Genomic DNA, 19,029 nt, shown 5'->3' on the forward strand with positions numbered 1-19,029 from the left:
TGACCTCGTGATCCCTTGATCGCACCGCTGCTGCTCACCGCGGGTTGACCCCCCGGACGGATCCCGTCCACCCACCGTGCCCAAGATTCCTCCAGTCGCCCCCTTGCGGGGCCCTATCCCTCTGGAGTACGTGCATGAGATCCCCCCTGCCCGCCCCCAGGCGCCGGACGTTCCTGGCCATGACCGGCGTCGGCGCCGCCGCGTTCGCGGTCGGCACCGGCCACGCCGCGGCCGATGAGACGGTCGGCGGCAAGGTGCCCGCCGACCCGTTCGGGCTGGGCGTCGCGTCCGGCGACCCGCTGCCCGACGGCGTCGTGCTGTGGACGCGGCTGGCGCCGGCCCCGCTGGCCCCCGACGGGCACGGCGGGATGCCGCCGCGCCCGTACACGGTCCGGTACGAGGTCGCCGAGGACGAGGCGTTCACCCGCGTGGTCAAGCGCGGCCAGGTCGTGGCGACGCCTGAGCTGGCCCACTCCGTCCACGCCGAGGTGCACGGCCTGCGTCCCGGCCGGGAGTACTTCTACCGGTTCCGCGCGGGTTCGGAGCTGAGCCCGGTCGGCCGTACGAAGACGGCGCCCGCCCCCGGGGCGATGCCGTCCGCGCTGCGTTTCGCCACCGCGTCCTGTGCCGCCTGGTACCACGGGCACTTCACGGCGTACCAGCACATGGCCCAGGAGCAGGACCTCGACCTCGTCCTGTTCCTGGGCGACTACATCTACGAGTACGGCATCACCCAGACCAACATGTGGCGCCAGGGCGTGCCCCTGCCCGGCCCGGAGCACGCGGTCGAGATCCAGACGCTCGAGCAGTACCGCCTCCGGTACTCCCTGTTCAAGACCGACCCCCATTTGCAGGCCGCGCACGCCAACGCGCCCTGGCTGTTCACCACCGACGACCACGAGGTGCAGAACAACTACGCGGACGAGTGGTCGGAGACCGGGATCCCGCCCGCCGACTTCCTGCGCCGCCGGGCCGTGGCGTACCGCGCCTTCTACGAGAACCTGCCGCTGCGCAGCGTGATGCGCCCGGACGGCCCCGACCTGGACCTCTACCGGCGCTACCACTGGGGCCGCCTGGCCCAGATCGACATGCTCGACAACCGGCAGTACCGCGACGTCTACCCGGCCGGTCTGGTCATCGACAACTCCCCGGAGCGGCACGACCCGCGCCGCACGATCCTCGGCGCCCGCCAGGAGAAGTGGCTGTACGACGGTCTCCGCCGCTCCGACGCGACCTGGAACCTGCTCGGCACCGGCGTCGTCATGGCCCAGATCGACCGCGACACCGGCGCCGGCGAGCTCTACAGCAACGACATGTGGGACGGCTTCCCGGCCAACCGGAACCGGCTGTGGGACGCGTTCGCCCAGCACAAGATCGCCAACCCGGTGGCGCTGTCCGGCGACATCCACCGCCATGTCGCCGCCGAGCTGAAGGCCGACTGGAAGGACCCCGGCTCGCGCACGATCGGCACCGAGCTGGTCACCGGGTCGATCGGCTCCGACGGCGACGGCGGCGAGACCGACGGGACCGGCCCGATCTGGCTGGGCAACCCGCACGTCAAGCTCTACAACGCCCGCCGCGGCTACGTCAGCGCCACCCTCACGCCGGGGCGGCTCACCTCCGAGTTCAAGACCGTCGACTACGTCCGGCAGCCCGGCGCCCCGGTCCGCACCGCGGCGCGCTTCGTCACCGAGGCCGGACGGCCCGGCCTGAACCGAGAGGTGTGACCGATGACCAACACCGCAGTCAGCCGCCGTTCCGCCCTCGGCCTGGGCGCGGCGGCGCGCGGGCCGCGTCCCGTCGAGCGGCTGCGCGGCGCCGGCGAGATCGGCCGCGTCCGGCTGAGCTGGAAGGGCGAGGCGTACGAGCCGCTCGTCGACCACTACGCCGTCTACGGGTCGCGGTCGCGCGGCTTCGAGATCGGCCCGGCGACGCTCCTCGGCAAGACCGTGTACACCTACTTCCTGCACGACCGCATGGGCGGGCGCCGCCAGGACTGGTACTACCGCGTCGTCACCGTGGACGCCGCCGGAAACCGCAGCCGCCCCACGGCGGAGCTAGCCGCCCACAGCGCCGAGTCGGTCACCGTGTCCGGCAAGCCCGTGGCCACGGTGGGGAGCTTCGACCACAAGACCCTTGAACTCGCCCTGGCCCCGGCCGGCTACGCCCAATACCGGACGCGCTTCCCCAACGGGGTCGACTACACCTACGGCACGAGCTCTCCGGGGACGGACTGGTCCTACATCCAGCCGGGCCCGTCCGACTCCTGGGCGGGCAACAAGGCGAGCCGCACGACGTTCCGGTTCCCGTTGGAGAGCGTCCCCACCGCCGAAACGTGGCTGGCCATCTGGCTCGTGGACACCCACGCCTCCATCCCGGGCACGATCCAGCTCGCCCTCAACGGCACCCCCGTACGCGAGGTGAAGCTGGAGAACGGAGGCACGCGCGGCTCGCTGGAGGGCGACGCCACCCTTCCCAGCACTCCGCTCAAGCCGTCCTATGTCGAACTGGCCCTGCCTCTGTCCGCGCTCAAGGCAGGCGAGAACGTCCTGACCATCGACAAGCAGATCGGCTCCTGGCACGCCTTCGACGCACTGGGCGTCTTCACACCATGAACGAATGAGGCAAGGGGTGGCCGGGCTTACCCAGGCCACCCCTTGCTTCGTCCAGTACGACGCGGTCAGTCGGCACGGGCGGACCAGGTGATCAGCGGTGGACGGACGGCCGCGCACAGCGGCCCGCCGCGGGAGTCGGTGAGCCGGAGCCTCGCCACCAGGAGCCCCGAGCGCACCGCGGCGTCCAGGACGTCGGCCCCGATGCCGTCGAACATCAGCTTCGCCCGCCGGAACATGGCGAACGCGCCGCGCTCGTCCAGCGTCCCCCAGGACAGGTAGACGAACCGGCCGCCGGGACGCCCCTCCACGTACGGGCCGGTGATGTCCCGGCCCTTGAGCGTGCACTCCAGCGTCCACACCGCGGCGGGCGCGTCGCCCGGGTGGAGGTCCAGCAGCTCGCCGGGACGGCCGCGCCGCTGGACCCCCACATGGACGCCGGAGTGGACGGGGTGATCGTCGCCCGGGCCGAACGTGCGGCCCGGGAGGTCCGTGGCCTCGATCCGGATCTGCGTCATCCCGCCATCATCCCCGGCCGGGCGCGTGGCCGGTGCTCAGCGGCGGTAGGTCAGGCCGTAGCCGAACGGGAACAGCGGCGCCTTGCCGTCACCGCGGTTGATCGGCTGCTGGCCGGCGCTCTTCATCCAGGACACCGGGAGCTTGCCGGTGGGGCGGGTGACGCCGAACAGCACGTCCGCGACGCCGCGTCCCTCGGTGCCCGGCAGCCACGACGCCAGCAGCGCGTTCCACCGCGGCAGCTGCTCCGCCACGTCCAGCGGGCGGCCCGAGACCAGCACCACGACCACCGGCACGCCGGAGGCGCGCAGCCGCTCGATCGTCTGCAGGTCCTCGTCGTCCAGCCCCATCGCGCCAGGCCGGTCGCCCATGAACTCGGCGTACGGCTTCTCGCCGACCACCGCGACCGCGGCCTTGTACGACCCGTCGATCCCGCTGCCGTCCTTGCTGTAGGTGACCGTGCTGGACCGGCCCGCGGTCTGCCTGATCCCCTCCAGGATCGTGGTGCCCGGCGTGATCGGCCCGGACGAGCCCTGCCAGGTGATCGTCCAGCCACCGGACTGGTTGCCGATGTCGTCGGCGTTCTTGCCGGCCACGAAGATCCTGTTGCCGTTGCGGGCCAGCGGGAGCACGTCCCGGTCGTTCTTGAGCAGCACCTGGGAGCGGGCCACCGCCTGCCGCGCCAGCGCCCGGTGCTCGGCGCTCCCGACGGTCCCGAGGTAGCGGCGGTCGGTCAGCGGACGCTCGAACAGGCCCAGCTCGACCTTCTTGGTGAGGATCCGCCGGTTGGCGTCGTCGATCCGCGACAGCGGCACCCGGCCCGCCTCGACCTCGGCCCTGAGCGTCTCGATGAACCTCTTCCACTCGCTCGGCACCATCACCATGTCGATGCCCGCGTTGATCGCGGTGCGGACCTCGGCGGGGGTGAAGCCGGGCTGCCCGTCGATCTGGTCGATCCCGTTGTAGTCGGAGATCACGAAGCCGGAGAAGCGCAGCTCCCGCTTCAGCAAGCCGTTGATCAGGTACTCGTGCCCGTGCGCCTTGACGCCGTTCCACGAGCTGTAGGTGATCATCACCGAGCCGACGCCGCGGCGCAGCGCGGCCTGGAACGGCGGCAGGTGGACCCTGCGCAGCTCGGCCTTGGACACCTCGGTGTTCCCCTGGTCGGTGCCGCCGGTCGTGCCGCCGTCGCCGACGTAGTGCTTGGCGGTGGCCAGGACCGAGGCCGGGCCGCCGAGCCGCGGGCCCTGCAGCCCGGTCACGATGGACGACATCGCGGCGGGCAGCTCGGGCACCTCGCCGAACGACTCGTACGTGCGGCCCCACCGGTCGTCGCGGGCCACGCACAGGCAGGGCGCGAAGTTCCAGTCGACGCCGGTGCCGGACACCTCCTCGGCGGTCGCGGCGCCGATCCTGCGGACCAGCTCGGGGTCGCGGGTGGCGCCGAGCCCGATGTTGTGCGGGAAGATCGTCGCGCCGACCACGTTGTTGTGGCCGTGCACGGCGTCCACGCCGTAGATGAGCGGCACGCGCCGCGGCGTCGCGAGCGCGGCCCGCTGGAAGCCGTCGTACATGTCCGCCCACGACTCGGGGGTGTTCGGCGTGGGCACCGAGCCGCCGCCCGACAGCAGCGACCCGAGCCGGTAGCGGGTGATGTCGTCGGCGGTGACGTTCTGCCGTTCCGGCTGCGTCATCTGTCCGATCTTCTCGTCCAGCGTCATCCGGGACAGCAGGCTCTCGACGCGGTCCTTCACCGGGCGTCCGGCGTCGAGGTGGGCGGGGACCGCCTCCGCCGCGGCGCCGCCCGCGGCGGCGGGCAGCATGAGCGCGGTGAGCAGGCCGAGTACGAGGGACCGGGGTGGGCTGCGGTGCATCGTCGCCTCCGCTCAGGGCATGTCGGCAGATTTGTGTTCTGCCCCAACAAAAAGCAACGTAAGTCGTGCACGGCGGCGCGACAATACCCGTGAGCGTCCTGCGTCCCGCGGTTCCGCGTGGCCGCGCCGCCCCGGAGCGTGACGGCGGCCACGTGGGAACGATGCACCGGCGGGCACGCGAAGGCCCCGGCCGGATCGGGCCGGGGCCTCGCTGTTCGCCGCCGCTCGCCGCTACCGGCGCTCGTGGCGGCCGCCACCGCTGGGCGGACGCATCTCGCGGTCCATCTCGCGGCCCATGTCACGGCCGGTCTCGCGCCCGCCCGACTCGCGTTCGCCCAGGTCGGCACGGCCGGACATGTCCCGATCGCCCATCACATGGCCGTCCATCCCACGGCCGGCCGTCCCGCCGGGAGCCGGCTCGCTCCAGCCCTCGGCCGTCCCCTCGCCGTCGTCGTGCGCGATGTCGATGCGCTCCTTGCGGATCTCGTCCCGGACGGTCTGCTCGCCCGCGATCCGCTCGGCGCGCACCCGGATGCGCTCGACCGGGATGGTCTCCTTGGTGACCACCGGGCGCTCCTCGTGCAGGATGATCTCCCGCTCCTCCGCGTCGCCGATGCGGAACCGGCCGATCCCGGCCTCCGCCTCCTCGTCGGCGATCGGCTCGCGCTCGATCCGCAACTCCTCGCGGTAGACGGCGACGGTCCGCTCGATCTGCTCGATCTCGATCCGCTTGCGCAGCCGGACCCGCTCGGCCATGCGCCGCTCGGTGCCCACCCGCAGCCGCTCCTCCGACAGGGTCAGTTCGATCATGCCGTCGTCGCCGGGGGCGCCGCGCGCGGTGGCGCGCTCCCCGGCCACCCGGCCGTGGGCGGTGCGCATCTGCTCGGTCTTCGACATCGGCTGCTCGGCCCTGGCCCTGGGCTGCTCGGCCCGGGGCGCCGGCTCGGCCCGGGGCGCGGGCGCGGGCTCCGCTCGGGGCGCGGGCTCGGCCGCGGGCCTCCTGCCGCCCTCGCTCCAGTCCTGGGGCGCCTCCTCCCGCAGCGGCTGCTCCGCCTCGGCCCGGTCGCGCATCCCGGCCGCCGCCTGCTCCTGCGCCCTCGCCTGCTCCTGCGCCTGCGCCTGGGTACGGCCCTCGCGCGCGGTCCCCACCTGGTCCGGGACGGCCTTGCGCCCGGTCGGGGCGCGGAGCCCGTAGTAGCGGTAGAGATCGGCGACCTGCTCGCGGGACAGGTGCTGGTCGGCGTCCACGGCCGGGGCGTGCTTGACCTTGTCCTTGTCATAGGGCACCTGGAGGGCGTCACCGGTCAGATGGGCGTCGGCCAGCGGCACGAAGCTCTCCCGCGTGCCGAACCAGCCGGTGTGCACTCTGACCCATTCCGGTTCTCCGGAAACGTCGTTCAGATAAACCTGTTTGATCGTCCCGACCTTGTGACCGGAACCGTCGGTCACGTCGCAGTCCATCAGGTCCTTGATATTCGTCTGCGTCTGCACGCGAAAACACCCCTGTTCCACTGACGTCCCTGTGGGCGGGCGGCCCCGTCCGCGCCCGGGCGGACGTGCTCTCGGCAGGGCCGAATCCGGCGCCGTGCGCGACGGGATCAAGGGTTCCCCCGGCCGGACCCGCGGACCTGCACCGCGGCGACACCCCCACTGAGCAGGGCTTCCCCGTACCCGCTCTCCGATTCCGGAGTTGTCTGACTACTACCTGTGTTTCCGTTCTCGACCAGCGTAAACGCAGTGATCGAACCAGCCCACGGCCGTCTCTTCCGGGGCTGTATCCCGATTTTCTGAAAAACCGGAAAAGGGACGGTCACGGCACGCACCACGGGGAAATCTCCGAATGCGGGAAACGCGTTCAGGTACGGACGGAACGCCGGGTCACTTCTTCGGCGAGGCGTCCGAGGGACTCTTCGAGAAGCCGCTGGGTCTCGGCGCGCACCCGTTTGGAGCCGGTGTTCTGCGGCTGGTCGCCGAGGAAGGACAGATGGGCGAGGACGCTGCTCCTGCCGTCCGCCCGGTCCAGCACCTGCAGCCAGCCCGTGTAGTCGGGCCGCGCCAGGATTCCCCACTCCAGGCGGAGCTGGTCCGGGACGCGCCGCAGCAGGACCCTGTCCCTGCCCCGCACCTCGACCAGGTCGTCGGCCAGCGGCCGCAGGACGACGTCCTCGGGGATCCAGTGCCGCATCGCCCACACATCGGCGGCGACCTGGAAGACGGTACGGCTGTCGGCGGGCATGGGCCGCTCCGCTTCGTACTCCATGTCAGCCTCCCCCACCAGGCGGTCTTGGAGTGACCGGTGAACCCGGTCACTCCACACCCTGCCCACGCGAACCGGACATACACGCGGCTCCGTCTCCCCCGCCGCCGCACCCCGATTTCCGGGAATTGCCCGCCGCACATTCATTCGCCTTTGCCGGCGGAACATCACGGCGTGAAACGCATGGGCTTCGACATCTCCATCATCTGCCGCGCGCTTCTCGACACGCAGATCACGATGAACGTCGAGCAGGCCGCCCCCGGCGCCGGGGGAACCGAGGAACGCCCCTTCACCTGTACCGAGATCAACACCCAGTTCGTCCAGACCTTCCGCTTCGCGGACGACCGCTGGGCCAACGGGACGGCATCCGCGCAGGCGACGCTGACCGAGGCGCAGGGAACCGTCTTCCACACCTTCAGCAGGCAGATCACCGTACGTCCGAGCTGGTGATGGCGTCTCCGGCAGGACTCGAACCTGCGGCCTTCGGGTCCGCAACCCGACGCGCTCTCCACTGCGCCACGGAGACCAGAACTTTCCTGCGTAGCGGGTGTGGGAATCGAACCCACCTGCAGCGGTTTATGAGGCCGCCGAACGCACCAGCGTTCCTACCCGCCCGGGCGGAGGGTGCGAGATTCGAACTCGCCCAGAGTCGCCCCTGACGACGGCTTAGCAAGCCGCTGCCTTACCAGCTCGGCCAACCCTCCCGGGAAAAACAGAACCGCCCTCGCGGACCCGGTCCACGAGGGCGGCGCACGTGCTGGTCACGTCCGATGGCGCCCTGGACCGAAAAGGCTCCGGCTGCTGTCGCTGCGCATTCGGCGTCGCATCCTTCCGCACCCCTTCCGGTCCCGGCTCGTTTCGTTCGACTTTCACTGTGCCGGATCTGCTCCGGGCACGCAACGCCTTTTCCCGTCAGAAGTCGGTGCCGCGTGCGACGTCCTCCCAGGCGGCGAATTCGGCGCGGGCCCCTTCGAGGCTCGCGGCGACCGCGTCGGCGGCGTCGTTGCCCAGCGGCAGCCGCAGCGGCGTCTCCGCGGCGTCCAGGGCCCGGATGATCGCCGCGGCCGCCTTGGCCGGGTCGCCCGGCTGCTTGCCGTCACTACCGGGCAGGTCGCTGCGCAGCGGGCCGACCGACGCCTCGTACTCCGGCAGCGCGGCCGACTGCAGCAGCGCCCGCTCGCCCGCGAACGCGGTCCGGAACGCGCCCGGCTCCACCACCAGCACCTTGATCCCGAACGGGGCGACCTCCGCGGCCAGCGCCTCCGACAGCCCTTCGAGCGCGAACTTGGTGGCCGAGTACCCGCCGACCCCCGCGAAGGAGAAGCGGCCGCCCATGCTGGACATCTGCACCACCGCGCCCGACCCCTGCCTGCGCATGTGCGGCAGCACGGCGCGCGTCAGCGCCGCCGGCCCGAAGAAGTGCAGGTCCATCAGATCCCGCAACTCCCGGTCTCCGGTCTCCTCGACCGCGCCCACCAGACCGCGGCCGGCGTTGTTGACCAGCACGTCGATCCTGCCGTGCCACAGCACCGCCTCGGCGACGACGGCCGAGATCCGCGCCTGGTCGGTCACGTCCAGCCGGACGGCGTTCACCCGGCCCGGATACGCGGCGACCAGATCATCCAGCGCCTCGGGCCGCCGAGCGGCCGCCACCACCGTGTCCCCGGCCTCCAACGCCGCCTCCGCGATCGCCCTGCCGAACCCCGACGACGCCCCCGTGATCAGCCAGACCTTCATAGCCCTTCCTCCCTGCTCGACTCTCTCCATTCATCGCACCGCCGAACCCGGCACGTCCAAGACAGAAGATCACTAACTCCATAAAGGGCGCTTATGATCGCAGCATGGAGCTCCGCCGGCTGCGCTATCTCGTGGCGATCGCGGACGAGGGCAACATCGGCCGGGCCGCGCAGAAGCTCTACGTGAGCCAGCCGGCCCTCTCCTACGCGCTGAAGAACCTGGAGGCAGAGCTCGGCGTCCGCCTGTTCGACCGGCACGCGGGCGGCGTCACACCCACCCCCGCCGGACGCGACGTCCTGGCCGAGGCCAGGAAGGCCCTCGTCCAGGCCGACCGCGTCACCGCCGCCGCCGAGCGGCACCGCAGGGGCCGCACGCTGCGGGTCGGGTTCGAGGCCAGCGGCGCCGGGGAACTCACCACCAAGGCCCGCGCCGAGTTCACCCGCCGCAACCCCGGCGTCCGCATGGAGCCCAAACGCTTCGACTGGAGCGGCGAGGTGGCCGCGCTCCGCGAGGGCCGCGTGGACATCGCCTTCGTTTGGCTCCCCGCGGACCTCACAGGACTGCACGCCGAGGTCGTCCACACCGAACCCAGAGTCGTGGGCCTCCCCGCACACCACCCACTCGCAACCCGAAAGGGGCTCTCCATCATGGACGTCAAGGACGAGCCCCTCCTGTGGACCGAGCAGGCCCCTCGCGCATGGGTGGACTGGTGGGCGGTCAACCCCCGCCCTGACGGCTCCGCCCCCTGCTGGGGCCCGACCAACGACAACGTCGAAGAGATGCTGGAACAGGTGGCGGAGGGCACGGCGATCTGCTTCGCCCCGTTCAGCATGTCCCTGTACTACTCGCGGCCCGACCTGGCCTGGGTGCCGCTGACCGACGTAGAGCCCCTGCAGGTCGCCCTGGCCTGGGCCAAGGACGGCGACCCGCTCGTACGCGGCTTCGCCGACACCGTCCGCGACCTGGCCTAGCCGGTGCCGTACCGCCCCGGCTCAGGAGTGTCGAGCGCCACCCGGAGGGCGCGCAGGGCGTGGTAGACGCGCGTCTTCACCACGTCCACCGGAATCCCCAGCGAAACAGCGGCCTCGTTGACCGACCGCTCGCGGAAGACGGTCTCGTTGAGGATCTCCCGGTGAGCGGACGGCAACGCCTGGAAGGCCCGAACAACGCTCACCGGACGAACCCGCTCCCCCGGCCTGGCGGGAAGGTACATGTCCGTGTTCTTGCCGGATCGCAGTGCCACGCCCCGAACTTCGCACCCCAAGCCCCCCCAAGAACACCCGCTTATGCCGTGCTTAAGGAAGCGTTGAGAGACAGGCCACAGGGCGGGGTTACGGGGTGGGGAGGTTGAAGGGGCCGTGGCCCAGGGTGTTGAGTTTTTGCTCGAAGGCGGTGGCTCCGGCGGCGCGGAGGTTGTTCTCGATCGCCTCGGTGGCGTGTTCTCGCTGGGCCCCTGGGCCGCCGTCGCGGGGGTAGGCGTAGTGGACGCGGTCGCTCAGGCCGCCGGCCGCGTGGACGAAGCAGAGGCTCTTGCCGGTGCGGAGGTCGGCTATGTGGGCCTCGACGCCCAGGGTGTCGTCCCAGGGGCCGTTCTGCTCGAAGCCTTCGGAGTGGTTCGTCCAGACCGCGACCACGTAGCGCACCTTCGCCATCGTCTCGACCGAGCGGGTGTACGCGTCGTCGGCCCGCTGTTTGTCGGCGTCGGTCGGCCGGTAGCCGGGGGTCGCGGCGGCGACGTAGTGGGCGAGGTCGGTGGTGGTGACCGACCACTTGCCGGCGGGGGCGGAGGGGTTCTTCAGCTGGTCGTAGGTCACCAGGCCCGTGTTGGTGCCGGTCAGGTCGTCATGGTCGTACTTGAACGGCTCCGGCGGGACGCCGTCGCAGTGGGTGGCGGGGATGCGGCGGGGCGGTGGCGGCGGGGGCTTGATCACTGCGGCGAGGCGGGCGAGCTGCCCGCGGATGGCGGTGAACTCGGCGGCGTGGCGCATCACGACGTCGTGCCGGGTGTCCCGGGTGAGGTAGAAGAACGCGCCCGCGCCGACGGCCAGCGCGAGGAGCGCGATGACGGCCCGTTTGATCACGGCCGGTGGGCCCGGGCTACCGACAGGCTGTCCTCGTAGACGTGGTAGCGGGTGATGAGGCCGCCGGCGACGGTGATGTGGAGGGCGCAGGCGGAGGTGTAGGCGCGGCCCGTGGAGCGGGCGGTCTGGTCGATGGTGGCGAGGACGACGGCGTCCGGGCCGTCCACGAGGATCTGGTGGACGCGGGAGGCGTCCTTCTCGGGGACGTGGTGGGCGCGCAGCTCGCGGAAGTGGGCGGCGGCCTCCTCGGGGGTGGAGCGGGGGCGGATCCAGGGGGTGTCGGGGTGCTCCTCGTCGGGCCAGTCCAGGCGCCAGTCGACGCGCTCGGCGAACAGGTCGGCGACGTCCTCTCCGGCGGCCATGCGGGTCAGGAGGAGCTGGACGGTCTCGCGGGTGTCTGCGGTCATGGGTCCAGGGTGGCGGGTCGCGGGTGGGCGTGGCGATGACGTGGGAGGTAAAGGAACCGGCGACGGGCGGGGGCATGGGGCAGGATGGCGGTTATGAGCGGTGAGCCCGAGCTTCAGACCGAGCGGCCCCACTCGGCCCGCATCTGGAACTACTGGGTGGGCGGGAAGGACCACTACGCCGCCGACCGGGAGGCCGGTGACGCGGTGGCGGAGATCGTACCGGGGATCGCGGAGGCGGCGCGGGCCACGCGGGGGTTCCTGGTGCGGGCCGTGAGCCATCTGGTGGCCGAGGAGGGGATCCGGCAGTTCCTCGACATCGGCACGGGGCTGCCGACCGAGAACAACACCCACGAGGTCGCGCAGCGGCTCGCGCCCGAGTCGAGGATCGTCTACGTCGACAACGACCCGCTGGTGCTGGTGCACGCGCTCGCGCTGCTGACCAGCACGCCGCAGGGCGCCACCGACTACATCGACGCCGACGTGCGCCGCCCGGACGCGATCCTGCAGGCCGCCGCCGGGACGCTGGACTTCGGCGAGCCGGTCGCGCTGATGCTGCTGGGCATCCTCAACCACATCCTGGACGACGCGGAGGCCCGCATGGTGGTCCGCGGCCTGGTGGACGCCCTCCCGCCGGGCAGCTATCTGGCGATCAGCCATCCGACGGCGGACCTGCACGGCGAGGCGATGCACGAGTCGATGCGGCAGGTGATGGAGCGCGGCGGCACGCCCCTGGTGGCCCGGTCGCGGCGGCAGCTGGAGGGGTTCTTCGAGGGGCTGGAGCTGCTGGAGCCCGGGGTCGTGGCGTGCTCGCGCTGGCGTCCCGACGAGCCCGGGGAGCACGCCGAGGTGGCTCAGTTCTGCGGTGTCGCGCGCAAGCCCTGAGCCTCTTCGTGGAGGAGGAGCAGGGTGTAGGCGGCGAGGCTGGAGTCGTCGGTGATGGCGCCGTCGCGGATGTAGCGCTTGAAGTCCTCGCGGGTGACGAAGCGCTGCCGCATGTCCTGCTCTTCGGGTTCCCGGGCGGTCTCGCCCGCTTCCAGGTCGGTGGCCAGGAAGACGTGGAAGCCCTGGGTGCTGGTGCCGTGGGAGCAGTGCAGGTAGCCGAGCGGGGTCATGGTGCCGGCGCGGAACCCGGTCTCCTCGGCCAGCTCGTGCCGGGCCAGGTCCTCGGGGGCGCCGGCGCGGCGGTCGGGGTAGGAGCCCTGGGGGAAGTTCCAAGTGCGGCGCCCGATCGGGTAGCGGTACTCCTCGACCATGTGGAATCCGCCGTTCTCGGCGGGGATCACGAGGGCGAAGTCGCTCTTCTCGACGACGCCGTAGATGCCGCGGGAGCCGTCGGGCCGCTCGATCCGGTCCTCGCGCACCGTCATCCAGCGGTTCTCGTACACCACGCGGGAGGAGACGGTGCGGATCGTCGGTTCCATCGGGCCTCGCTCTCGGTCTGCGCCGCGCCCCTGCGCGGCCCTTCCCATCCGACCACGCGGGACGTGTCGTTCGCGTGGCGGGCGCGACACGCGCAGCTGATTGATGGTTGAATCGGACGGTATGTGGCCCTCGTCACAAAGATCACAGCCGTGGCTGCGGTGGTATCAGCCGGGGGTTCCCGCCGATCTCGAGGTGCCCGGCGTCTCGGTGCCGCGGCTGCTGGACGAGGCGGCCCAGCGCCATCCGCGCCGCCCCGCGCTGCACTTCTTCGGCCGCACGATCGGCTACCGGGCGCTGCGCGAGGCCGCCGACCGGTTCGCCGCGGGGCTGCACCGGCTGGGCGTGCAGCCCGGCGACCGGGTGGCGCTGATCCTGCCGAACTGCCCGCAGCAGGTGATCGCGTTCTTCGGGGTGCTGCGGCGGGGGGCGATCGCCGTCCCGCACAACCCGCTGTCCACCGAGGAGGAGCTGCGCCACCAGCTCGCGGACTGCGGGGCCCGCGTCGCCGTCGTGCTGGATCGTTCCTACCCGGCGGTCCGGGCGATGCGCGGCTCGCTGCCGCTGGAGCACCTCATCGTGACCTCCCTCGTGGACCACCTGCCGTGGAGCAGGCGGCTGGCGCTGCGGCTCCCGCTGGTGCAGGCGCAGCGGCGGCGGGCGCTGCTCACCGCGCCGGTGCCGGACGACCCCGGCGTGGTGCCGTTCGCGGAGCTGCAGCGGCCCTCGCGGCGGCGGCAGGGCGGGCACCGCGTCGATCCGTCCCGGCTGGCCGCGATCTGCTACACCGGCGGGACGGAGGGCCGCCCCATGGGCGTCATGCTCACCCACCGCAACCTGGTCGCCAACGCCTGCCAGCAGCACGCCTGGGACACCGGTGTCCGCGACGGGGCGGAGGTGACGCTGGGTGTCCTGCCGCTGTTCCACTCCTTCGGCCTGACCAGCTCGATGATCGCGCCGGTGATGAAGGCGGGCGCGGTGGTGCTGCTGCCGCGCTTCGACCGCGACCAGCTGGTGAAGGCGCTGCGCCGGTACCGGCCCACCGTGTTCCCGGGCGTGCCGACGCTGTACGACCAGGTGCTCGACAGTCCGCGGCTGCGCCCGTCCGACCTGCGCGGCGTGCGCGTCTTCATCTCCGGCGCGTCCGGGCTCGGGGAGCGGACCGCCGGACGGCTCGGCGCGCTCGGCGGGCACCGGCTGATCCAGTGCTACGGGCTGACCGAGGCGTCCCCCGCCGTGACCGCCAACCCGATCGGGCCGGGCGCCCGCAACGCCACGGTCGGGGTGCCGCTGCCGGGCACCGAAGTGGTGGTCGTCGACCAGGAGCGGCCGACCCGGGTGCTGGGGCCCGGGGAGCCGGGCGAGCTGGTCGTCCGCGGCCCGCAGGTGTTCGCCGGGTACTGGAACGCCCCCCTGGTCACCGCCCAGACGCTGTCCAAGGGCTGGCTGCGCACCGGCGACGTCGGGGTCATGGACCGGGACGGGTTCGTCACGGTGCTGGAGCGGCGCAGCGACCTCATCAAGGTGAGCGGGTTCAGCGTGTTCCCGTCGGAGGTGGAGGAGGTGCTGCGCCGCCATCCCGCCGTCCTCGACTGCGCGGTCACCGGCGAGCCGGACGAGCGGCGCGGCGAACGCGTCGTCGCGCACGTGGTCGAGCACCCCGCCTACCCGTTCTCCGCCGACGAGCTGCGCCGGCACTGCGAGAAGTACCTCACCCGCTACAAGGTGCCGGCCGAGTACCGCCCCCGGCCGGACCTGCCCCGCGACCTGCTCGGCAAGGTCGTCCGCCGCCGGATCCGCGAGGACGCCGCCGCCGCGGCCGCCCCGCGCGCCCGGAGCGGCCTGTAGGCGCGTGAGACGCGGTGCCCCGGCGCGCCGTTGACCCGCTGACCGCATGCGGTTGGGGGCTTGGCCACGTGCGGTCTGATCACTTCCCTACGCCTGGAAATCATTCATCGTTCCAGTCGGGGTAGCAGATCGTATGACTCCCCTCGGGGCACAGAAGGGGTTTGCGTCGTGGTCCTTGAAAATTCCGGGCGACGTTCCGCGCTACGCGGCGATCGCGGCCGTTCCCTTCTCGCCGGGCTCCTCGTCCTCGCCCTCGTCGGAACGCTCCTGGCGGCCGTGAACTGGCCGCGCCCCGCGCGGGCGGCGGCGCTCCCGGCCAACTTCCAGGAGAAGACGGTCTTCTCCGGGCTGACGATGCCGACGAACGTGGAGTTCTCCCCCGACGGCCGGGTGTTCGTGGCCGAGAAGAGCGGCGTCATCAAGGTGTTCGACTCGCTCACCGACACCACCCCGACCGTGTTCGCCGACCTGCGGCCGCAGACGTTCAACGGCTGGGACCGCGGCCTGCTCGGGCTGGCGCTGCACCCCGACTTCCCCGCCGACCCGAGGGTGTACGTGATGTACACCTACAACGGCGTGCTGGGCGGTCCCCACCCGCGCTGGCCGTCCTCCGACGGCAGCAACGAGCAGTGCCCCGACCCGCCCGGCGCCAACAACGAGGGCTGCGTCGTCGCCGGCCGGATCTCCGTGCTGACGCAGGCGGTGCAGTCGCAGGGCGCCCTCAAGGCGGCGCGGGCCGCGCCCACCGAGCAGGTGCTGCTGGAGGACTACTGCCAGCAGTTCTCCAGCCACTCGGTCGGCACGATCGCGTTCGGCTCCGACGGGATGCTGTACGCGGGCGGCGGCGACGGCGCCAGCTTCCAGTACGCCGACTACGGCCAGAAGAACAACCCGTGCGGCGACCCGCCGCGGCCCGCGGGCACCTCGCTGACCGCGCCGACCGGCGAGGGCGGGGCGCTGCGCGCGCAGGACCGGCGCACCCCGTCCGACCCGACCACGCTGGACGGCACGATCGTCCGGCTCGACCCCGACACCGGCCGGGCCGCCCCCGGCAACCCGACCACCACCGGGGACGAGAACGCCAAGCGGATCGTGGCCTACGGGCTGCGCAACCCGTACCGGTTCACGATGCGTCCCGGCACCAACGAGGCGTGGGTGGGCGACGTCGGCTACACCACCTGGGAGGAGATCAACCGGGTGTGGTCGCCGACGACCGAGGTGCGCAACTTCGGCTGGCCCTGCTACGAGGGGTACGGCCGCACCCCCGGCTACGACGCCGCCAACCTGAACATCTGCGAGAACCTGTACGCGGCGGGCGACTCGGCGACCGTCTACGCCCGCTACATCTACAAGCACAGCGACAAGATCGTGCCCGGGGAGAGCTGCGGCACCGGCAGCTCCTCCATCAGCGGCCTGTCGTTCTACGCCGGGACGACCTACCCCGCGCAGTACCGGAACGCGCTGTTCTTCACCGACTACGCCCGCAAGTGCGTGTGGGCGATGAAGCCCGGCGCCGACGGCCTCCCGGACAAGACCAAGATCGAGACGTTCGCGACCGGCACCGGGTCGATGGTCGAGCTGCAGCAGGGCCCCGGCGGGGACGTCTTCGCCGTCGACATCGCCGGCGGCCGGGTCGTCCGCTACGTCTACAACGGCGTCAACAACCCGCCGGTCGCGGTCGTGAAGTCGGACGTGACCAGCGGCCCGCTGCCGCTGGAGGTGACGTTCGACGGCAGTACCTCCAGCGACGCCGACGGCAACGTGCCGCTCACCTACGCCTGGGACCTGGACGGCGACGGCGCCTTGGACGACTCCACCGCGGCCAGGCCCACCCGCACCTACACGGCCAAGGGCAAGTACACCGTCGGGCTCAAGGTGACCGACACCCGCGGCGCCACCGACACCGCCACCACGGTGATCACAGCCGGGTCCACCCCGCCGGTCGCCGCGATCACCTCGCCCGGCGCCGACCTGACCTGGACGGTCGGGGACGAGGTCCCGTTCGCCGGGCGCGCCACCGACGCCGAGGACGGCGAGCTGACCGGGGACTCCCTGAAATGGGAGATCATCATGCACCACTGCCCGAGCAACTGCCACGTCCACACCATCACCGGGCAGAACGGGCAGAGCGGCGAGTTCACCGCGCCCGACCACGAGCACCCGTCCTGGCTGGAGCTGCGGCTGACCGCGACCGACTCCGACGGCCTGGCCGACACCCGCAGCGTGGAGCTGTACCCCAAGACCAGCCAGGTCACGCTGGCCAGCAACCCGCCGGGCGTGCCGCTGACGCTGCTGGAGCGGACGCAGGCGGCGCCGTTCACCGGCCCGGTGATCAACGGTTCGACGGTGTCGGTGTCGGCGCCGACGGAGACCCAGCTGGTCGGGAGCAAGGTGTACGAGTTCACCGGCTGGTCCGACGGCGGCGCCGCCACCCACAACATCACCGCGGACGACGGGGACGTCACCCTCACCGCCAACTACAAGCTGAAGACGAACCTGGCGCTGAACCGGCCGGTGAAGGTGTCCAGCGTGGAGAAGGCGGGGCTGGAGGGCCCGAAGGCGGTGGACGGGATCCCGGCCAACCCGCCGCCGGGGACCCGCTGGTCGAGCGTCCGCGCCGACCCGCAGTGGCTGGAGGTCGACCTCGGCTCCGTGCGCAGCGTCGGCTACGTGCTGCTGCGCTGGGAGACCGCCTACGCGACCGGGTTCCGGATCGAGACCTCCACCGGCGGCGGCGTGTGGACGACCGTGCACACCCGCACGAACGGCGACGGGGGGATCGACGTCGTCCCGTTCACGCCGCGCGACGCGCGCTGGGTGCGCGTGTACGGCGTCAAACGCGCGACCACGTACGGCTATTCGCTGTGGGAGATGGAGATCTACGACCGCTGACGCGCCGGGGGCGGGATGGTGTTCACTGGACGGATGCCTCCCGACCCCGACCGGCCGCCCCCCTCGCCGGAGCTGTTCGGCCGGCTCGCGGAGATCGGGGCGGCCGAGGCCGGGGCCGGGCATGAGCCGCAGATCCTGTACGACCGGCACGGCGTCCTGGTCGTGCGGGTCGGCGACGTGGTCGTCAAGGCCCACCAGGCCGACCGCGACGGCGGCCCGCTCCTGGAGGCGCGGATGCGGGTGGCCGACGCGCTGCCCGAGCTGCTGCTGCCGTCGCTGGGCCCGCCGCGCGAGGCCGGCGGCCGCGTGGTCACGCTGTGGCCGTACGGGGAGCCGGTGACGCCCGAACCCGGCGCGCTGCCCTGGGAGGACGGGGCACGGCTGCTGGCCGGGCTGCACTCCACCCCGCCGCCCGAAGGCACGCCGGGCTGGGGGCGGCCGGAGCGAGTCGCGCGGCTGGTGACGCGACTTGACGGCGGCACGGCCGCCGAGCAGGAGATCCGGCGCGCGTTCGGCACGCTCCCCGCCTGGATCCGCGAAGAGCCCGGCGCGGCCCCGCCGCCGGACGCGCCGCGCGGCCTCCTGCACGGGGACTGGCACCTGGGGCAGATGGTGCGCGTCCAAGGCACATGGCGGCTGATCGACGTGGAGGACCTCGGCCTCGGGGACCCGGCCTGGGACCTGGCCCGGCCCGCGGCGCTGTACTCCGCCGGGGTCCTCGCGCACGACGACTGGTCCCGCTTCCTGGGCGCCTACCGCGCCTTCCGGGGGCCCGCCGTGCCGGCGGAGGGAGACCCCTGGGAGGTCCTGGACGTTCCCGCGCGAACTCTGGTGATCCAGATCGCGGCCACGTGCGTCCAATCCGCACGGAAGGACGAACGACCGCTCGACGGGCCCGAACAGGCGCTCGTCGACACCTGCACCAGAATCTCCAGCGTGGGGTCCCCGGCATGACCTGGCGTCTAAGCTGCCCTACATTTAGCCTCTACCTGGGGATCCATACCGGAAGGACGACAAGGCGATGCACTGTCCCAAGTGTCGTGGCGTGATGCGGACCTACACCCGCAACGGCGTCCACATCGAGCAATGCGACAACTGCCGGGGGATCTTCCTCGACTACGGCGAGCTTGAGGCGCTGAGCAGGATGGAGGCCCAGTACAGGGCCGCCCCGCCGGCCGCGCCGGCCGCGCCCGCGTGGGGCGCCCCGGCCGCGCCCGCCCAGGTGCACCATCACCACCACGGCGGGCACCACCACCGTCCCTACGGTGGCGGCGTTTTCCACATGCTCTTCTCCACCTGATCCCAGGCGGGGGAGCGACCAGAGGGAAGAGCCCGCGGGATCGCTCGATCCCGCGGGCGTTCCGCGTGCCCGCCGTCGAAGCCGTG

General features: G+C 72.0%; 18 protein-coding genes and 3 tRNA genes. 9 read left to right on the forward strand and 12 right to left on the reverse strand.

Annotated features, from left to right (window positions below):
- Positions 1-134 precede the first annotated feature (134 nt).
- Positions 135-1,727, forward strand: a complete 1,593-nt coding sequence (locus tag ACFPZN_RS23280; RefSeq protein WP_378284221.1) for an alkaline phosphatase D family protein — start codon at positions 135-137, stop codon at positions 1,725-1,727.
- Positions 1,728-1,730: 3 nt separating this feature from the next.
- A complete protein-coding gene (locus tag ACFPZN_RS23285; RefSeq protein ID WP_378284222.1) occupies positions 1,731-2,615 on the forward strand; it encodes a polysaccharide lyase family protein in 885 nt (294 codons plus the stop codon).
- A 65-nt stretch (positions 2,616-2,680) separates the two neighbouring features.
- Here ACFPZN_RS23285 and ACFPZN_RS23290 read toward each other — a convergent pair whose 3' ends face one another.
- The 4 genes from ACFPZN_RS23290 to ACFPZN_RS23305 all read right to left on the reverse strand — a co-directional run bounded on the left by ACFPZN_RS23290 (position 2,681) and on the right by ACFPZN_RS23305 (position 7,262).
- A complete protein-coding gene (locus tag ACFPZN_RS23290) occupies positions 2,681-3,130 on the reverse strand; it encodes a DUF5990 family protein (protein WP_378284223.1) in 450 nt (149 codons plus the stop codon).
- A 36-nt stretch (positions 3,131-3,166) separates the two neighbouring features.
- Positions 3,167-5,002: a glycoside hydrolase family 3 protein gene (locus ACFPZN_RS23295; protein ID WP_378284224.1), complete on the reverse strand. Its 1,836-nt coding sequence runs from the start codon at positions 5,000-5,002 to the stop codon at positions 3,167-3,169.
- A 231-nt stretch (positions 5,003-5,233) separates the two neighbouring features.
- Positions 5,234-6,493: a PRC and DUF2382 domain-containing protein gene (locus tag ACFPZN_RS23300; RefSeq protein ID WP_378284225.1), complete on the reverse strand. Its 1,260-nt coding sequence runs from the start codon at positions 6,491-6,493 to the stop codon at positions 5,234-5,236.
- Positions 6,494-6,857: 364 nt separating this feature from the next.
- On the reverse strand, positions 6,858-7,262 hold the full coding sequence (locus ACFPZN_RS23305; RefSeq protein ID WP_378284226.1) for a hypothetical protein: 405 nt from the start codon (positions 7,260-7,262) through the stop codon (positions 6,858-6,860).
- Between the two features lie 171 nt (positions 7,263-7,433).
- Here ACFPZN_RS23305 and ACFPZN_RS23310 point away from each other — a divergent pair, with 171 nt between their 5' ends.
- Complete coding sequence (locus ACFPZN_RS23310; protein ID WP_378284227.1) at positions 7,434-7,709, forward strand: hypothetical protein; 276 nt, start codon at positions 7,434-7,436, stop codon at positions 7,707-7,709.
- Here ACFPZN_RS23310 and ACFPZN_RS23315 read toward each other — a convergent pair.
- The 4 genes from ACFPZN_RS23315 to ACFPZN_RS23330 form a co-directional block, all read right to left on the reverse strand.
- Positions 7,710-7,785: transfer RNA gene (locus ACFPZN_RS23315), tRNA-Arg, on the reverse strand.
- A gap of 15 nt (positions 7,786-7,800) precedes the next feature.
- Positions 7,801-7,873 (reverse strand) — tRNA-Met (locus tag ACFPZN_RS23320).
- 4 nt (positions 7,874-7,877) lie between these two features.
- A tRNA-Ser gene (locus ACFPZN_RS23325) sits at positions 7,878-7,963 on the reverse strand.
- A 208-nt stretch (positions 7,964-8,171) separates the two neighbouring features.
- A complete protein-coding gene (locus ACFPZN_RS23330; RefSeq protein WP_378284228.1) occupies positions 8,172-8,996 on the reverse strand; it encodes an oxidoreductase in 825 nt (274 codons plus the stop codon).
- Between the two features lie 104 nt (positions 8,997-9,100).
- On the opposite strand from ACFPZN_RS23330, the gene ACFPZN_RS23335 reads away from it, so the two are divergent.
- Entirely contained in the window at positions 9,101-9,967 is an 867-nt protein-coding gene (locus ACFPZN_RS23335; RefSeq protein ID WP_378284229.1) for a LysR family transcriptional regulator, read from the forward strand.
- Here the strand turns inward: ACFPZN_RS23335 and ACFPZN_RS23340 are convergent.
- The 3 genes from ACFPZN_RS23340 to ACFPZN_RS23350 all read right to left on the reverse strand — a co-directional run bounded on the left by ACFPZN_RS23340 (position 9,964) and on the right by ACFPZN_RS23350 (position 11,484).
- Positions 9,964-10,170 carry a sigma factor-like helix-turn-helix DNA-binding protein gene (locus ACFPZN_RS23340; protein ID WP_378284230.1) on the reverse strand — a complete coding sequence of 69 codons (207 nt, stop codon included), beginning with the start codon at positions 10,168-10,170 and terminating at the stop codon, positions 9,964-9,966. The two genes, ACFPZN_RS23335 and ACFPZN_RS23340, sit on opposite strands and share 4 nt — an antisense overlap.
- Positions 10,171-10,327: 157 nt before the next feature.
- Positions 10,328-11,077 (reverse strand): hypothetical protein, encoded by a 750-nt coding sequence (locus ACFPZN_RS23345; protein WP_378284231.1) that lies wholly within the window; start codon positions 11,075-11,077, stop codon positions 10,328-10,330.
- Positions 11,074-11,484 (reverse strand): nuclear transport factor 2 family protein, encoded by a 411-nt coding sequence (locus ACFPZN_RS23350; RefSeq protein WP_378284232.1) that lies wholly within the window; start codon positions 11,482-11,484, stop codon positions 11,074-11,076. The genes ACFPZN_RS23345 and ACFPZN_RS23350 overlap by 4 nt, the downstream gene beginning before the upstream one ends.
- A gap of 93 nt (positions 11,485-11,577) precedes the next feature.
- On the opposite strand from ACFPZN_RS23350, the gene ACFPZN_RS23355 reads away from it, so the two are divergent.
- Complete coding sequence (locus ACFPZN_RS23355) at positions 11,578-12,366, forward strand: SAM-dependent methyltransferase (RefSeq protein WP_378284233.1); 789 nt, start codon at positions 11,578-11,580, stop codon at positions 12,364-12,366.
- Here ACFPZN_RS23355 and ACFPZN_RS23360 read toward each other — a convergent pair.
- Entirely contained in the window at positions 12,336-12,905 is a 570-nt protein-coding gene (locus ACFPZN_RS23360) for an NUDIX domain-containing protein (protein ID WP_378284234.1), read from the reverse strand. The two genes, ACFPZN_RS23355 and ACFPZN_RS23360, sit on opposite strands and share 31 nt — an antisense overlap.
- A gap of 193 nt (positions 12,906-13,098) precedes the next feature.
- Here ACFPZN_RS23360 and ACFPZN_RS23365 point away from each other — a divergent pair, with 193 nt between their 5' ends.
- The 4 genes from ACFPZN_RS23365 (at position 13,099) to ACFPZN_RS23380 (ending at position 18,943) form a co-directional block, all read left to right on the forward strand.
- Positions 13,099-14,751: an AMP-binding protein gene (locus ACFPZN_RS23365; RefSeq protein ID WP_378284235.1), complete on the forward strand. Its 1,653-nt coding sequence runs from the start codon at positions 13,099-13,101 to the stop codon at positions 14,749-14,751.
- 276 nt (positions 14,752-15,027) lie between these two features.
- Positions 15,028-17,643, forward strand: a complete 2,616-nt coding sequence (locus ACFPZN_RS23370; RefSeq protein WP_378284236.1) for a PQQ-dependent sugar dehydrogenase — start codon at positions 15,028-15,030, stop codon at positions 17,641-17,643.
- Between the two features lie 33 nt (positions 17,644-17,676).
- Positions 17,677-18,597 (forward strand): phosphotransferase family protein, encoded by a 921-nt coding sequence (locus tag ACFPZN_RS23375; RefSeq protein ID WP_378284237.1) that lies wholly within the window; start codon positions 17,677-17,679, stop codon positions 18,595-18,597.
- A gap of 67 nt (positions 18,598-18,664) precedes the next feature.
- Positions 18,665-18,943 (forward strand): TFIIB-type zinc ribbon-containing protein, encoded by a 279-nt coding sequence (locus ACFPZN_RS23380; RefSeq protein WP_378284238.1) that lies wholly within the window; start codon positions 18,665-18,667, stop codon positions 18,941-18,943.
- Positions 18,944-19,029 lie beyond the last annotated feature (86 nt).

The sequence above is a fragment of the Actinomadura rugatobispora genome (genome assembly GCF_042656285.1).
Classification (GTDB): domain Bacteria; phylum Actinomycetota; class Actinomycetes; order Streptosporangiales; family Streptosporangiaceae; genus Spirillospora; species Spirillospora rugatobispora.

Coding starts and splice junctions, on each gene's coding strand:
- ACFPZN_RS23335 (WP_378284229.1), top strand. CDS start 9,101: ATGGAGCTCCGCCGGCTGCGCTATCTCGTGGCGATCGCGGACGAGGGC.
- ACFPZN_RS23305 (WP_378284226.1), bottom strand. CDS start 7,262: ATGGAGTACGAAGCGGAGCGGCCCATGCCCGCCGACAGCCGTACCGTC.
- ACFPZN_RS23360 (WP_378284234.1), bottom strand. CDS start 12,905: ATGGAACCGACGATCCGCACCGTCTCCTCCCGCGTGGTGTACGAGAAC.
- ACFPZN_RS23280 (WP_378284221.1), top strand. CDS start 135: ATGAGATCCCCCCTGCCCGCCCCCAGGCGCCGGACGTTCCTGGCCATG.
- ACFPZN_RS23295 (WP_378284224.1), bottom strand. CDS start 5,002: ATGCACCGCAGCCCACCCCGGTCCCTCGTACTCGGCCTGCTCACCGCG.
- ACFPZN_RS23290 (WP_378284223.1), bottom strand. CDS start 3,130: ATGACGCAGATCCGGATCGAGGCCACGGACCTCCCGGGCCGCACGTTC.
- ACFPZN_RS23380 (WP_378284238.1), top strand. CDS start 18,665: ATGCACTGTCCCAAGTGTCGTGGCGTGATGCGGACCTACACCCGCAAC.
- ACFPZN_RS23285 (WP_378284222.1), top strand. CDS start 1,731: ATGACCAACACCGCAGTCAGCCGCCGTTCCGCCCTCGGCCTGGGCGCG.
- ACFPZN_RS23355 (WP_378284233.1), top strand. CDS start 11,578: ATGAGCGGTGAGCCCGAGCTTCAGACCGAGCGGCCCCACTCGGCCCGC.
- ACFPZN_RS23330 (WP_378284228.1), bottom strand. CDS start 8,996: ATGAAGGTCTGGCTGATCACGGGGGCGTCGTCGGGGTTCGGCAGGGCG.
- ACFPZN_RS23375 (WP_378284237.1), top strand. CDS start 17,677: ATGCCTCCCGACCCCGACCGGCCGCCCCCCTCGCCGGAGCTGTTCGGC.
- ACFPZN_RS23350 (WP_378284232.1), bottom strand. CDS start 11,484: ATGACCGCAGACACCCGCGAGACCGTCCAGCTCCTCCTGACCCGCATG.